The sequence below is a fragment of the Dyadobacter jiangsuensis genome (assembly GCF_003014695.1).
GTDB lineage: Bacteria > Bacteroidota > Bacteroidia > Cytophagales > Spirosomataceae > Dyadobacter > Dyadobacter jiangsuensis.
The window spans coordinates 1-13,839 of sequence record NZ_PYAS01000009.1 but is presented as its reverse complement, the minus strand read 5'-3'; the positions used below and the strand labels follow the sequence as shown (position 1 = coordinate 13,839).

13 protein-coding genes are annotated in these 13,839 nt (G+C 49.5%); 5 read left to right on the top strand and 8 right to left on the bottom strand.

What is annotated here, in order from left to right:
- Positions 1-122: 122 nt before the first annotated feature.
- From CLV60_RS18605 to CLV60_RS18585, 5 genes are all read right to left on the bottom strand, one after another.
- Positions 123-455, bottom strand: coding sequence for a hypothetical protein (locus CLV60_RS18605; RefSeq protein WP_106596888.1), 333 nt, complete (start codon positions 453-455; stop codon positions 123-125).
- Positions 456-667: 212 nt separating this feature from the next.
- On the bottom strand, positions 668-1,840 hold the full coding sequence (locus CLV60_RS18600; protein ID WP_106596887.1) for a glutathionylspermidine synthase family protein: 1,173 nt from the start codon (positions 1,838-1,840) through the stop codon (positions 668-670).
- 72 nt (positions 1,841-1,912) lie between these two features.
- Positions 1,913-2,524 carry a Cj0371 family chemotaxis-regulating polar lipoprotein gene (locus tag CLV60_RS18595; protein WP_106596886.1) on the bottom strand — a complete coding sequence of 204 codons (612 nt, stop codon included), beginning with the start codon at positions 2,522-2,524 and terminating at the stop codon, positions 1,913-1,915.
- 183 nt (positions 2,525-2,707) lie between these two features.
- Positions 2,708-3,994 (bottom strand): aminotransferase class V-fold PLP-dependent enzyme, encoded by a 1,287-nt coding sequence (locus CLV60_RS18590; RefSeq protein WP_106596885.1) that lies wholly within the window; start codon positions 3,992-3,994, stop codon positions 2,708-2,710.
- Between the two features lie 67 nt (positions 3,995-4,061).
- Entirely contained in the window at positions 4,062-4,826 is a 765-nt protein-coding gene (locus CLV60_RS18585; protein WP_106597173.1) for a M23 family metallopeptidase, read from the bottom strand.
- Positions 4,827-4,987: 161 nt separating this feature from the next.
- On the opposite strand from CLV60_RS18585, the gene CLV60_RS18580 reads away from it, so the two are divergent.
- The gene (locus tag CLV60_RS18580; RefSeq protein WP_106596884.1) at positions 4,988-5,959 is read left to right on the top strand and encodes an aldo/keto reductase; all 972 of its coding nucleotides are present in this window, start codon (positions 4,988-4,990) and stop codon (positions 5,957-5,959) included.
- 64 nt (positions 5,960-6,023) lie between these two features.
- On the opposite strand, the gene CLV60_RS18575 is transcribed toward CLV60_RS18580, so the two are convergent.
- Complete coding sequence (locus CLV60_RS18575; RefSeq protein ID WP_106596883.1) at positions 6,024-6,434, bottom strand: DoxX family protein; 411 nt, start codon at positions 6,432-6,434, stop codon at positions 6,024-6,026.
- A gap of 185 nt (positions 6,435-6,619) precedes the next feature.
- On the opposite strand from CLV60_RS18575, the gene CLV60_RS18570 reads away from it, so the two are divergent.
- Together CLV60_RS18570 and CLV60_RS18565 are read left to right on the top strand one after the other, a co-directional pair.
- Positions 6,620-8,881, top strand: coding sequence for a TonB-dependent receptor (locus CLV60_RS18570; RefSeq protein ID WP_106596882.1), 2,262 nt, complete (start codon positions 6,620-6,622; stop codon positions 8,879-8,881).
- Between the two features lie 146 nt (positions 8,882-9,027).
- Positions 9,028-9,336: an isoamylase early set domain-containing protein gene (locus CLV60_RS18565; protein ID WP_106596881.1), complete on the top strand. Its 309-nt coding sequence runs from the start codon at positions 9,028-9,030 to the stop codon at positions 9,334-9,336.
- Between the two features lie 80 nt (positions 9,337-9,416).
- Here CLV60_RS18565 and CLV60_RS18560 read toward each other — a convergent pair whose 3' ends face one another.
- Positions 9,417-10,337, bottom strand: a complete 921-nt coding sequence (locus CLV60_RS18560) for a hydroxypyruvate isomerase family protein (RefSeq protein WP_106596880.1) — start codon at positions 10,335-10,337, stop codon at positions 9,417-9,419.
- Between the two features lie 80 nt (positions 10,338-10,417).
- Complete coding sequence (locus CLV60_RS18555; protein WP_229211036.1) at positions 10,418-13,120, bottom strand: PVC-type heme-binding CxxCH protein; 2,703 nt, start codon at positions 13,118-13,120, stop codon at positions 10,418-10,420.
- A 175-nt stretch (positions 13,121-13,295) separates the two neighbouring features.
- Here CLV60_RS18555 and CLV60_RS18550 point away from each other — a divergent pair, with 175 nt between their 5' ends.
- A complete protein-coding gene (locus CLV60_RS18550; RefSeq protein ID WP_106596879.1) occupies positions 13,296-13,487 on the top strand; it encodes a hypothetical protein in 192 nt (63 codons plus the stop codon).
- 11 nt (positions 13,488-13,498) lie between these two features.
- Entirely contained in the window at positions 13,499-13,741 is a 243-nt protein-coding gene (locus CLV60_RS18545) for a hypothetical protein (protein ID WP_106596878.1), read from the top strand.
- Positions 13,742-13,839 lie beyond the last annotated feature (98 nt).

Below are 13,839 nucleotides of genomic sequence, written 5' to 3'. Positions count from 1 at the left end.
CGGCTAAGTACAAAAAAAGAACCGGACGATGGCCAGTCTCCCACGATTCTGACCATGCCCGGCTTTCGGTGTGTGTTAATGCTTTTCCTTGATGAGTGCTGTGTATCAAAATTCAACCATCTCTAAACCAGCTCGCTTTCGTATTGAAAACCAATATGTGTCGGCGGATAGCTCAATATCCGGTTGAATTCGGTAATGGCCTGGTTGATCTGACGCTGGGTGATTCCACTGTATTCCATCAGAAGGACCTTGGCTTGCTGTGCGCTGGACCGCTTCATTTTCCAGTATTGTGGGTGGTTAACCCCGATGGGTGTGCGAAAGTATTTTTCTTTGGGTTCGCGGATTAAAATCTCACAATCGGTATCGCGTTGTGGATTATCATGGAGGAAGTAACTTTTTACGACGACTTTAACCTCCCTGCCGTTTTTTAGTTGGAAAATTTTCTCGTGAATCATGACTTGTCTTTTAAGTATTAAGGATCGATGAATAGTATTGAACTGCTGGCAATGCTTCGGCTTCCCCAAAATTTTCATACCAGCAGCGCCTGTAAAACTTTTACAAACTTCGCCGCTGCTATGGATATTTCAGCAAAATGATTAGTAAACGGTCGATTCAATGATCCTTCGGTAACAATCTGATTACGAGGCAAGTAAATTTGCGCATTCTGCTAATCCACAACATGCCCCACAAACTGTGCCGTGTTGTCCAAAATCTTCCCGCCCCGCCTGAACCCGAGTGCACATGCCTCCCCGGCGTAAAACACGCCGGCCTGGTAGGTGTGGCCGCCTGCGTCGGTCGGAAGGGCGACATATTCCTGGTAAATGCGTGATTGTTCGTTGTATTCACCCGCAGCGGTTTCCAGCACAGCTCCGCTTTCGTCGTGGATAACCACATTGGCGCCCTCACGGCCCAGCAATACCTTGCTCACCGATTTTTTATGCGGAAGCACTTCTCGTTCCGTTTGCAGCAGCAATGGATGGTATGGATAAAGGTCCCACAGGATTTTCAGAATGTATTTGGATTGGAACAACAATGTGTAGGCAGGGTTTAGCACTACCGCCTTCCTGTTTTTAACAATCTCCGTCAGCATTGCGGCCAGCTCCGGCTCGCCACCGCCGATGTGCTCCCATGGCACCAGTTTGAACCAGAAATCAAACCGGACAAAGTGCCCATGTTCCGGCTCCTGGTAGAATATACCTTCGCCATTCGAAAACTCCACATCATCGATATAGGCGAATTCGACGTCAAAGCCGGCCTCTTTCGCTGCTTCCATTAACACCGCCACATTGGTATCGTCCTCGGGATAACCACGCATCGCCGAGAACAACATGGATGGCGTGAGGTCACTGTTCTCCTCTTTGAGGTAAACAAACTGCCCCACCAGGCTTTCAAACAGCGTGTTGAACTGCTTGGATTCGTCCATACCGTTCATCCGCAAATGCGCCCATTGTACCACGGCCGTTTCCGGAATGCAGGTAGCCGTGTCCGCATTGAACTCGATCAGTTTGACGGGCTCATCATTAAATCCGCCGGCCAGGTCGAAACGGCCATAGAGATGTATCTGCCGGTCGTCGCTCCATGAGAACTTGATCAGCTCGATCAGGTTTTCGGGAATGCCCATTTCCCGGAAAAGGTTGTGATCGATGGCATGCTGCCCCGCTTCGATCAACATATCATATAATGTACCGGCTGCTTCGTAATAATTTTCGGCCTGCTGCTCGGTTACGATCACCATGTCATTCACTACGTATGGCGCTGTATCGGTGCCAAGCGCCCAATCCCAGCCGGCTTTCTGCAAAGCGGCCTGCGGCGGATTGGGCAGTGATTTCAATTTTATCATATTTTGAGTTTAAAGTTTAGGAGTTCATGAATCTATGAGTAGTAGGTTAGAGCTCATAAACGCTGGACTCTTTTAGCCCCCGCTTCGACTCGACGACCTTCCAAAGAAACCTTTACGACCTCCCGAAGGCCTCGTCGTCACGGTCCTTACCGAGCGGGAACTTTCCACGCCCAGCGTCGCGCTGCGCGAGCTTGCCCAGGCGCCCGGGTTCGCATAAAACGATCTGCTACGCTCCATATCCATCCTGTCGCGGTAGTTGTTCATATAGGAATAGGAGGAGTTACGACCGAGCAGATAGCCCATTCCGCCGTACAGCAGCATGCTCGAAAGCCCGCTGTGATAGCCCATATGCGGGTTCGAGCGGATCTCCTGGTCGATCAACGCTTTGGCCGCCATCGGGTTCAGCGTGTCTTTGTGGCCATCGAGGTAGGAAACGATCGCCACGGAGCTGTCAGCCGGGACGTTTTCCTCGCTGATAATTTTAAACTCTCCCGGGCTCACTTCCTTGATATGCGACCGGATTCCCTTACCGTAAGTCGTTTCTTCATAACTGTATTCCGATTCATCATCATTCGAAGAACAGGAAACGAGCGCCGTTCCCGACAGCAATGCGAGCGCCAATGCACCGCCCATGCCGATGTCCTTTACCTTTTTGATAAAAGAGCCCTTTCGTAACTGTGTCATAATGTTGATTTTCTATTGAGGATTTTTCAAAAGTAATGCATGAAAACGGCCGTTGGCTTATGATTCGTGCCAGTGGCGTTTTCGGTGGATATCCTAACCTGTGGACTTACAGGCGGCAAAAAAATTGGAGCATAGCCGGTAGCTAACCCAGCTATGCTCCATGTACATTAATACTCAAAAATATCAGGCCTTCTTCGCGATTTTCTCGATGGCGCCGACCAGCTTGTCGAGATCGCTGGTTTTCGTGTACACGTGCGGCGTCACGCGCACACAATGGATGTTTTCCCAATTGATGCCCACGGTATGTATCTGATAATCCTTCATCAGTTTACCGTCGAGCTCCTCGGGTTTCATACCTTCGATGCTGACGCCCGCGATCGCGCAGGAGAATTCAGGTTTCAACGAGGTATGGATTTTCACCCCCGGGATTTGCGCGGCTTTTTCGGCCCAGTATTTTTTCAGGTAATGAATGCGGTCCTGCTTGCGCTTGTTGCCAATACCTTCCTGGAAATTAATCGCCTCGCCTATCGCCTGCTCGATGGGGAAGCTGCGCGTACCGAGCGTCTCGAACTTGCGGATATTTCCGCTTTTTGGTTCGCTGTTGCAAAGCAGCGGCCATATTTTCCCGATTTTATCCTTTTTGATCCACATCATCCCGCTGCCCACCGGCGCACTCAGAAACTTGTGCAGGCTGGTACCGAAATAGTCGCATTCCAGGTCAGGAATCTTATAATCCAGCAATCCGAATGTGTGCGCACCATCGCAAACGACCTCGATCCCTTTGGCATGTGCCATTTGGGAAATCTCCTTGACCGGCATAATCTGCCCGACCCAGTTGATGATATGCGTTACGTGAATGATCTTTGTCCTGGGAGTGATCGCATCGGCGTATGCTTTGACGATTTGGTCCTTGTTTTCAATAGGAAAGTCAAAGGAAAGCTGCTTGTATACGATGCCGTCCCGCATCTGGCGCTGTTTCCAGGCTTGTACCATATTCGGGTAATCCTGCAAAGTACCAATCACCTCGTCGCCTTTTTCCAATGGTAAACCGAAAATGATGGTATTCAATGCCTCTGTCGCGTTTCGATTGATTGCGATTTCCTCGGCGTCGGTCCCAGCCAGCTTGGCCAACCGCTGGCGAAGCGGCTCGCGGCCCTTATCCATAATGCGCCACATATAGTACGACGGCCCTTGCGCGGCTGCTCTGTTATATTTGTCCAGAGCCTCCTGCACTACCATCGGTGAAGGAGAAACCCCTCCGTTGTTGAGGATAATGATTTCGCTTTTGCTGGCCGTGTAAGCGTCCTGAATCACCGACCAGTATTCTTCATTGCTTTCGCTGGCGGGGTTCCAAAGTTGTTCTGCTTCGAGGAATTGCTCGGCGTGGAGCTGGTTGAAAAGGCTGTTGATCCCGAAAGCGCCCATACCCAAGGCAGCACTCTTCCGGAAAAAGGAACGGCGGTTGTTCATAAAATTTTGTTTAAGGAATAGTAATGGAGTGAAGTACAATATATTGAATATCTACTTCAAATCCCAATTACTCAGTCCCCAAACCGTCTTTCACAGCAGCTTCTTTCAACCATTCGTAGGTATTGGCCGGCATAGGCAGCCCATCAACATCGAGTTGCAGGAACATCAAATGCAAATGCGTGGGTGAGCGCTTCTGGTAGGCATTGTAGCCGGTACGTCCCATCTCTGAAATCTTGTCGCCGGCGTTCACCCATTGGCCGGGCTGCACCTCTACGATATTGTTATGAGCATAGTAGAAAAGGCCATCTAGGCAAGGGTCGTAAATCCATATCCAGTTGCCGCCGCGGTATTCACTGTCATATTTCCAGCTGGTTTCGGTAGCTACGACAATCCCCGACGTGAATGCAAGCACGTCAATAGGCTGCCAGGTACGGTCGTCGAGCACGTCCTGGTCCTTGTCGCGTACAAACAGATCGTGGGCCGGATGGCTGCCAGTCACACTCATATCGAAAAGGTCGAAGCCATTGGGCCGGTAACCACGCCCCCTGGAACCCACCGACTCCCTGGCCGTGTAGCCTTTGATCGGATAAACAAAATAGGATGAGTCGATGGATCGGCAGGTATCCCTTCTGAATTCAGCGCGAAAATTCCGCATTACGGCCGCAAATGCCGCACGGGCCGAATCGGGCGTGATTACATTATCGCGGATATCCATCTGGATTTGATGGAAAGTCCGGCAGTATTCTGCAATTTTATCGGAAGATTCACTCCGGTTCGTCAAACCGGCCACACAAATCACCAACACAATCCCGGTAATTCTTTTAAATGTCATCAACAATGCGTTAATCAACCCCTTTTCTTTCACTTAAACCCTGTTTTTGAGGAACGATAGCGAGAAGGCTCACTAATAAAAAAGTGCTGCAAAGGTATCCGTTCTATGTTAAATAAATGCAGAGAAGTTCTTTATTGGTCAAACACTAAAATCAGATTACAATGCAAAAACGTCGTTTTGGACGAACTGGCTGGGAAATCAGCGAAGTAGGTTATGGAATGTGGGGACTTGCGGGCTGGACAGGCTCCGACCGTAAGGAAACAGACGACTCCCTCGACCTGGCCGTCGAATCGGGTGTCAATTTCTTCGATACTGCCTGGGGCTACGGCGAAGGCCTGAGCGAACGCATTCTTGGCGAACTGATCAAACGCAATCCCGATAAAAAGATTTACGCCGCCACCAAGATACCACCCAAAAACCGCCAATGGCCATCACGCCCTGAATTCGCACTGAAAGACGTATTCCCGGCCGATTACATTGTCGAATACACTGAAAAAAGCCTTCAAAACCTCGGCACCGAGCAGATCGACCTGCTGCAATTCCACGTATGGGAAGATGCCTGGGCCGAAGAGGGCGAATGGAAAGAAGCGATTCAAAAACTCACCAAAGAAGGGAAAGTAGGAGCATGGGGGATCAGCATCAACCGCTGGGAACCGGATAATGCATTGAAAACGCTCGAAACCGGCCTGATCGACGCAGTGCAAGTGATTTACAACATTTTCGATCAGGCACCGGAGGATAATCTGTTCCCCCTTTGCCGGAAACTCGACATCGGCGTGATCGCCCGCGTGCCCTTCGATGAAGGTACGCTCACCGGCCTGTTGACCAAGGAAACCAAATTCCCGGCCGACGACTGGCGCTCGACCTACTTCGTACCCGAAAACCTGAATGCAAGTGTGGACCATGCCGAAGCATTGCGTGCCGATATCCCGGCAGGCATGACGATGCCCGAACTCGCATTGCGTTTTATACTCAACAATCCCGACGTGCACACGACGATCCCGGGCATGCGCAAGCTCCCGCACGTACGCTCGAACGTCGCCGTAAGCGACGGCGTAAGGCTCGATGCTGCGGTGGCCGAAAAAATGAAAGCCCACCGCTGGGACCGTCAGCCTACGAAATGGTCGCAATAGGCTGTTTACGCAAAATGCCTTCCGATACCGGAAGGCATTTTTTGTTTTTTAATGAGCCTTATTGTTAACGATACAATTTACTATCAACCGAAAATCGTCCCGGGCCTGTCAGAAATAATGTAATGTAAGGAAAGAAAAACAGCAGGGCATGCTCTTTCATATCGAACGGGTCTTTGGCGTGAACTATCGTCGCCACTACCACCATCGTAATGATCAGTGGAATGAGTGCCGCACGGGTTCCGAGGCCCAGGATAATGAGGATCGAGCAGCCGAACTCGGCACAGATAGTCAGTATAAAGGACAGTTCCTCGCCTATCCCGATCGGATCGGCAAATGCGCGGTCGCCTCCCAGGAAGTTGTTCAGTTTGGCGTAGCCGTGTGTGAGCATGAGGCACGAAACCCCTACCCGCAGGATCAGCACCGCCCAATCCACGGAAGCGGGCAGTTTGATCGGTTTCAGAAATCTTTTGAGCATAGTGGGTTAAATTGGTTTATACTAAATCTCCATTCATCAGTAGCCTTAACTACCGCAATACCGAATATAGTTTCCAGGCAAAAACGAAAAGTAACCAAATTTTTAATTTTCATATATCAAGTTTTATTTTTAGGTTTGTCTAAATTTATATTCAGATACAAATAAATTAATAATTCGGCCGTACTATGAAGCTACGCATACTCCTATTGTTCAGTTGTTTGCCATTCGGTGCCTGGGCCCAGTTTTCGCTCTCCGGAAAGATTTCCCTGGATGGCCAGGCCGATCCGGCATTCGGAGCATCGGTTTATATTAACGAACTAAAAACCGGTACCACGGCCGATACCGCAGGCTATTTCCGACTTACGGGCATTCCCAAAGGCACCTACACCGTGCGCGTCAGCTACGTTTCACTGCCTACGATCACTGAAAAGAACGTGCGGATCGATCGGGATGTCAGAAAAGATTTCGTGATGAAATCCGGCGCCAATGCATTGGAAGAAGTAGTTGTGACGGGAACCATGAAAGAAGTATCGAAGCTCGACAGCCCTGTACCGGTCGACATTATTACCTCCAAATTCATTTATAAAAACCCGGTCCCCAGCATTTTCGAGGGGCTTAGCTATGTAAACGGCGTTCGCCCGCAGCTGAATTGCAATGTCTGCAACACGGGCGATATCCATATTAACGGCTTGGAAGGGCCCTACACGATGGTACTCATCGACGGTATGCCAATGGTGAGCGGGCTGTCGACGGTTTACGGACTTTCGGGTATTCCCAACAGCCTGATTGAGCGCGTGGAGATTGTGAAAGGACCTGCGTCTACTCTATACGGTTCAGAGGCTGTCGGTGGTTTGATCAATATTATCACCAAAAACCCTTCGAAAGCACCGGTATTTTCTGCCGATGCATTTGGTACTACGTGGCGCGACTATAATGTGGACCTCGGCGTGAAGTTCACTCCAAGTGCCAAAAGCAGCTCTTTACTCGGTATCAACTACTTCAATTACCAAAATCCGATCGATAACAACAACGACGGCTTTACCGACCTTACGCTTCAGAACCGCATTTCGGTTTTCAACAAATGGTCATTTGACCTCAAAAACAACAAGCAGGCTAATGTAGCTGCGCGCTATTATTACGAAGACCGCTGGGGCGGACAAATGCAATGGAACCGGTCGTACCGCGGCGGAGACCAGGTTTATGGCGAAAGCATTTATACCAAACGCTTCGAGCTTTTAGGGAACTACCAGCTTCCGTTCGACGAGAAAGTGACGTTGCAATATTCTTTCAGCTCGCATAACCAGAACTCGGCGTATGGCCACGTTCCGTTCAATGCCGACCAGAAGATCGCATTCGCGCAGTTTTTGTGGGATAAGGAGATCGGCAAGCACAGCCTGCTGATGGGAACGCCATTCCGCTACACTTTTTACAATGATAATACCCCGGCTACACGTTACTCCGACGGCCAGGATCATGCCGACAAGATTTACCTCCCCGGCATATTCATCCAGGACGAGTACAAAAATGGCCCGCATGCTATCCTTTTGGGCGCGCGGTACGACTACAACAGCCGGCACGGAAGCATTTTCACGCCAAGGGCTGCTTACAAATACAAGTTCAATCAGACGGACGTGATACGGCTCAACATCGGCCGCGGTTTCCGGATCGTGAACCTGTTTACCGAAGACCACGCGGCATTGACAGGTTCGCGCGAGGTTATTTTGAAAGAGGCTTTGAAACCCGAGCAAAGCTGGAATGCGAATATCAACTGGGTGAAAAAGATTGTTACAGGGAATTCGTTCATCGGAATCGACGCTTCGGTATTCTATACCCACTTCACCAACCGTATCCTGCCCGATTACGACACCAATCCGAACGAAATTATTTATGATAACCTTGATGGCTATGCTGTTTCCAAAGGTATCAGCATGAATCTGGATTTCAACTTCCCCTTCCCGCTGAAAATCATCGCCGGTGGGACCTACATGGACAACTTCCAGAAGGAAAACGGTGTGCGTTTCAGGCCGGTACTCACCGAGAAGTTCACCGGAACCTGGTCGGTTTCCTACGAAATCCAGAAGGCCGGGCTCTCATTCGACTATACCGGGAACATTTACGGCCCTATGCGCCTGCCGCTCCTGAGTGATACCGATCCCCGCGCTGCGAACTCGCCGGTATGGTCGTTACAGAATATCCAGGTAACCAAAAAATTTGATAATGGACTGGAAATTTACGGGGGTGTTAAGAACCTCCTCAATTTCACTCCGCCCGCCAATTCGATTGCCCGCGCGAACGACCCTTTCGACAAAAACGTAAAATTTGACGAGCAAGGCCAAGTAATTGCCACACCCGATAACCCCTACCGCCTGACATTCGATCCATCGTACGTTTATGCGCCAAATCAGGGCATCAGGGCATTTTTAGGGATGAGATACACGCTCAGATAGGCTGAAGGCACGACATCAAAAAATGTCGCCAAAAATGTTATTATATAACTTTTCAAAGATTACAAACATTCAGTATATTGATATTCATTGATTTGAATAATTTTTGATTGTATCTTTGGGCCATCAACCAATTAACACTACCAATTATGGCATTAGCAAAACAGTTTGTAAAAAGTAAGTCTGTTTTCAAAGTGACGTTTACAGTTCCTGCCGAGGCGGCTTCTGACGCGAAGAAAATTGCCCTCGTAGGTGAGTTCAATGGCTGGAATCCCGAAGAAGCGATCGCATTGAAAAAACAAAAAGACGGTTCATTCAAAACCAGCCTCGAACTGGGAGCCGGAGAATATCAGTTCCGTTATATCCTCGACGGCGAAAAGTGGGAAAACGACTGGGCAGCCGACAAATATGTTCCTGCCGGCGTAGATGCTACCGAAAACTCAGTAGTAGTTCTCTAATCCACTTTACAAACCATAAAAAAACCGGAGAGCATTAATGCCCTCCGGTTTTTTTATGGTTTTAAGATAAATATCGGCTATCAGATCGAGAAGCTGTCGCTTTCGACATAGGCTTTGATCAGCGCTTCTTCGCCTTCTTTTCCTTGCTTCGAATTGCCGTGTTCCATACCCATAATGAACGACTTGCCCTCTTTCTTACTGCGGTCGTAGATGTATTTGAACACGTTTTTATAGTTGATCTCGCCTGTCGTAGGCTCTTTACGGCCCGGTTCGTCGCCGATCTGGAAGTAGTCGATCTCGCTCCATGTACGATCGATGTTGTAAATCAGGCGGCCTTCATTCTTTTGCATGTGGTAAATGTCGTACAGGATCTTGCACGATTTGCTGTTCACTCCACGGCATATTTCATAAGTCTGGTCCGAAGTTCTCAGAAACAGGTTGGGTGAATCGCTCAGCGGTTCGAGTACCATTACCAGCCCGTGTGGTTCGAGGATTTCGGCACCGCGACGCAATGCATCGATCACGTGACCGGTTTGCACGCCGATCGGCAGGTTTCTTTCGAAATCACCCGGAACGACCGTCATCCATTTCGCATTCACGCGCTTCGCAACTTCCACCGCTTTTTTACAGCCATTCAGGAAGATGTCGATATATTCCTGCTTGCCTGCGGCCAGTGTATTGGCACCATTACCGCCTTTATCTACTACAAACACGCCCATTTCCATTCCCAGGCGGCTCATTTCTTTGGCAATGGCTTCCTGCTGCTCCACCGGACGGCCCATCATGCCGTTGTCTTCCAATGCCATGAACCCCTGGTCTGCCATAAATTTAAGCTGGTCGATCACGTCCTTACCGGCGCTGTTCTGAAACATCCCGAAATGGGAAGCATATTTGAGCTTAAACTTGTTTTTGGCCATAGGAGCGGCGCCCAATGCATCTCCTGCTGCGAATGCGGCACCAGCCAAACCAAGGGTAGATTTTACAAAATTTCTGCGGAGCATAAATGTTTCGATGTTTTTGTTTCAGAATTAAAGATGTACAGTCCGGAAATATACCCCAAAATCGGCTCTCAATCTTCGTTCTACTGGTTTTTTCTCCGTTTCCGTCGTTCCTTCTTACCACTCTTGGGCTCCTCCGCCGGAGCGGCTACCACTTCTTCCACAGGGGGTTTGGGTAAATAAGGGGCCAGCTGCGCCTTGATCTCCTCCCGGAATGCATTCTTAACTCCTTCCAGCGCCGCTTCCTTCACTTCTCCATCGATCTGTTCGTTTCTCAGCAACTTTACCACCGCTTCCTCGCCCGGCCAGCTCGCGCCCAGGTAGCGCGCAGCATTCTTCCGTACGCTCAACGCTTCGCCTGCATTCAGTAAGGTCGACCGCAACAAGTATACAGATTCAGAACTGCCGACCGTCTGAATGGAAGCCAGCAATGCCGACTTTTTCTCATCATTCATACCTGCCAGCTTTTGGGTAACATACGAAATCCCCGCCTGTTCGAGTAGCAATGCTCCTGCATCACGACCGATCACCTCATCGGATTTACTCAATGCGAGTTTCAGCAACCGGTCATTTTCCGATTCCAGCTCGTAGCGTGTCATCAGGTCAATGTAATGCTCGGTACCGTAAGTTTCGTCGAGGAGCTTGTTCAAAGCCGTGAGCCCCTGCTGGGAGTTGGTTACAAACGATTTATCCAAATGCAGCAACGCCAATTTGCTCACTTCAATCCGATCGGACGACGGGACATTCAAAACATTGAGCAGCGCCTGCGTTTTCTCGTACCCGGCATGGAAAAAGTCGAACGAACGGAAATAACGCAGCCTGCTTTTGAAGCTGACCGACGTATCGGCCGCCAGTTCACTCAAATAGGGAATGGCCTTGCGTGTACGCGCTAGCCAGATAATGTCCTTTCCGGCATCGCTCAACCATGGTTTCGGCCCCTGCCTTTCGAGCCACGCCGGGAACAGGCGTTCCCATTGGTCATAGGCTCCAATGCTCAGCGCTTCCACAGTCCAGCGGTCGTTGCCTTTGTATTGTTTCGCCAATTGAAGCCATACATCCAATGCTTCGTAGGTATGGTTATGGTTAATGGCCAATGCGCATTCACGGCGCACTTGCGGGTCTTTGTCGGAAGTGAGGCGCTTGATGTATTCTGTCGGGTCGCTGTTCCGTTGGCGTACGGCGCGCAAGGCGGTAATACGCAAATTCGGGTTCAACTCACGGAAAGCGATGTCGAGATTGCGGTAGTTGAAACCTTCGATGCGGTTCAGTACCCACAAAGCGCGGGCCCGGAGTTTAGGGTTGCCATTATACAATCTGAAAAGCTCTTCCAGAAACGGCTCCGCGGCCCAGCCATGCTTTACGCAGGCATTCCAGGCCAGGTAGCGTTGCGACAGATTGGGACTTTGCAATGCCTTTACAGCCTGCTCTGGGATAGACAAGTCATACACTGGTATTTTGTAAGGTGTACCTATGGGAGCAACACGGAAGATGCGGCCTCTGCTGCGGTCCTTCATTTTGTTAGATCCCATCACAGGGTCGTACCAGTCGGAAATGATCAGCGAGCCGTCCGGCGCTACGCAGACATCCGTAGGCCGGAACCATTTGTCGCGCTTGCCTTCGAGTACAGGCAAAATGCCAGTTGATTTATACCCTGCCCCATCATTCTGCACGGGAAATGCGCTCACGTACCCCTGACCCGCATCGGCGAGTAAAATCTGATCCCAATAGCGCCGTGGCAGCAAATCACCCTCGTAGATCGTCATACCCATTGGGAAACCCGAACCGGTTTCCAACAAATCGGGCACTACGCCCGGGTCGTTCTGGTGCCAGTGGCGGCGGGGAATTTCGTCTTCCAGGTTGGTGCGGTTGAGGCGCCAGCTTGCGCCGGTCATTTCATCGATATAACCGAAATTGCCATTCTCCATCACATACGACACACGGTCGCCCCCGTTCCCAGGTTCTTCCTGGTCCGACTGCCACATGGTACCGTAGCTATCCACAGCCACTTCCCAGCCATTGCGAAAGTTTTCTGCCATGATTTCGACTTTGGTAAAATCCTGTTCGCAGCGAAACACTACGCCTTGCTTATATTGCCTGAAATCGATTGGCCTTTCATATTTATCAAGCAGCGGACGATCCTGCCCGTCCACCAGTTGCCTTCCTGCATTACCGAAATTGAAATAAAATTTACCATCCGGCCCGAACACGAATGCATGCACACCCGCGTCATTCTGTGAGCCGCCAATGCCTTTGAAAAGAATCTCCTTCGTATCGGCTTTGTCATCGCCATTGGTATCCGTAAAAAGCCACACGTAGGGACTTTGCGACACAATCGCCTTATTACCCATTACCCAAATCCCCAGCGGTGCATTAAGCTCCGGGCCCTGGTAAAAGACCTTGGTAACATCCGCTTTGCCGTCGCCATCCTTATCCTCCAAAATCACGATCCGGTCGCCCTGCCCGAGTTCGGATTTACCGTTTACAGCAGGCCGGTAATTGTATGCCTCGCACGCCCACACGCGTCCGCGATGGTCGACGTCGATATTGATCGGATTGATCACATTAGGCTCAGAAGCAAAGAGCGTCGCTTCGAGCCCGTCGGCAGCTTGCAGACCCGCAACCGCATTACGCGAGAAGCGCCGTTCTGTCTCCGATAATGCCGCATAGGCACTATCCGGGCTAACAACCACCAATGAATCAGCAACTTGACTAAAACCTTGAAATGAAAGGGAGGTAAAAAGAACCGCAGCACACCACGCAGATCTCACGATAGGAAATTGTTTCAAAACGAATTTTTGATGATGCAGATAATTTCAAAAAACGTTATAAAAATACCTCCTATTTCGGGAAATACGAAATGCAGTTTTAGCAAAATGTAACCTTTCGGCGATTTAAAGTAGCTTGATTTAGAGATGGAAGGTGGCTAAATTTAGGGAAGGATTACACGCACTATCAGTATCTATGAAAGAAAAAATCAGGCATTTGATTGCCGGAAAGATTATTGAGCAAGGAGAAATCAAACTGTTGTTATATAATCTCGCAAGAAACGGCGGGCTTACTGACCAACTTCAAAACCAGTACCTGGACAGGCTGAACGCTCTCGAAGAAGATATCGAAAATCTAAAAAAAGCGTTAAAAATCTTAAACGAATAACCAGAGAGAAAATGGATAAGGAACAAATAATAAAAGCACTATACAGTGCCAAAACGCTGGCATCTATTCAAAAGGCCAATGATAATTGGAGCGTAACTTATCAGGCAGCTTCGGAGTCAGATAAAGAATATTTACTGGCAGAGTACCACAAATATGGTGAGTATGTCATGGAAAAATCCAGACTATCAAGCCTCGAGGTGCAGAAAGTCCTGGCCGAATTCGAAGCCATGAAACTCGCAGAATCCCAGCATTGATATGAGGGTGACCCAAAAGCAAAAGCCCTTTTTCTACTATGTAGAACGAGGGCTTTTTTGTATTTTTAATTACGACATTAGAAATACATGGGCAAGAT

Coding starts and splice junctions, on each gene's coding strand:
- CLV60_RS18605 (WP_106596888.1), bottom strand. CDS start 455: ATGATTCACGAGAAAATTTTCCAACTAAAAAACGGCAGGGAGGTTAAA.
- CLV60_RS18600 (WP_106596887.1), bottom strand. CDS start 1,840: ATGATAAAATTGAAATCACTGCCCAATCCGCCGCAGGCCGCTTTGCAG.
- CLV60_RS18595 (WP_106596886.1), bottom strand. CDS start 2,524: ATGACACAGTTACGAAAGGGCTCTTTTATCAAAAAGGTAAAGGACATC.
- CLV60_RS18590 (WP_106596885.1), bottom strand. CDS start 3,994: ATGAACAACCGCCGTTCCTTTTTCCGGAAGAGTGCTGCCTTGGGTATG.
- CLV60_RS18585 (WP_106597173.1), bottom strand. CDS start 4,826: ATGACATTTAAAAGAATTACCGGGATTGTGTTGGTGATTTGTGTGGCC.
- CLV60_RS18580 (WP_106596884.1), top strand. CDS start 4,988: ATGCAAAAACGTCGTTTTGGACGAACTGGCTGGGAAATCAGCGAAGTA.
- CLV60_RS18575 (WP_106596883.1), bottom strand. CDS start 6,434: ATGCTCAAAAGATTTCTGAAACCGATCAAACTGCCCGCTTCCGTGGAT.
- CLV60_RS18570 (WP_106596882.1), top strand. CDS start 6,620: ATGAAGCTACGCATACTCCTATTGTTCAGTTGTTTGCCATTCGGTGCC.
- CLV60_RS18565 (WP_106596881.1), top strand. CDS start 9,028: ATGGCATTAGCAAAACAGTTTGTAAAAAGTAAGTCTGTTTTCAAAGTG.
- CLV60_RS18560 (WP_106596880.1), bottom strand. CDS start 10,337: ATGCTCCGCAGAAATTTTGTAAAATCTACCCTTGGTTTGGCTGGTGCC.
- CLV60_RS18550 (WP_106596879.1), top strand. CDS start 13,296: ATGAAAGAAAAAATCAGGCATTTGATTGCCGGAAAGATTATTGAGCAA.
- CLV60_RS18545 (WP_106596878.1), top strand. CDS start 13,499: ATGGATAAGGAACAAATAATAAAAGCACTATACAGTGCCAAAACGCTG.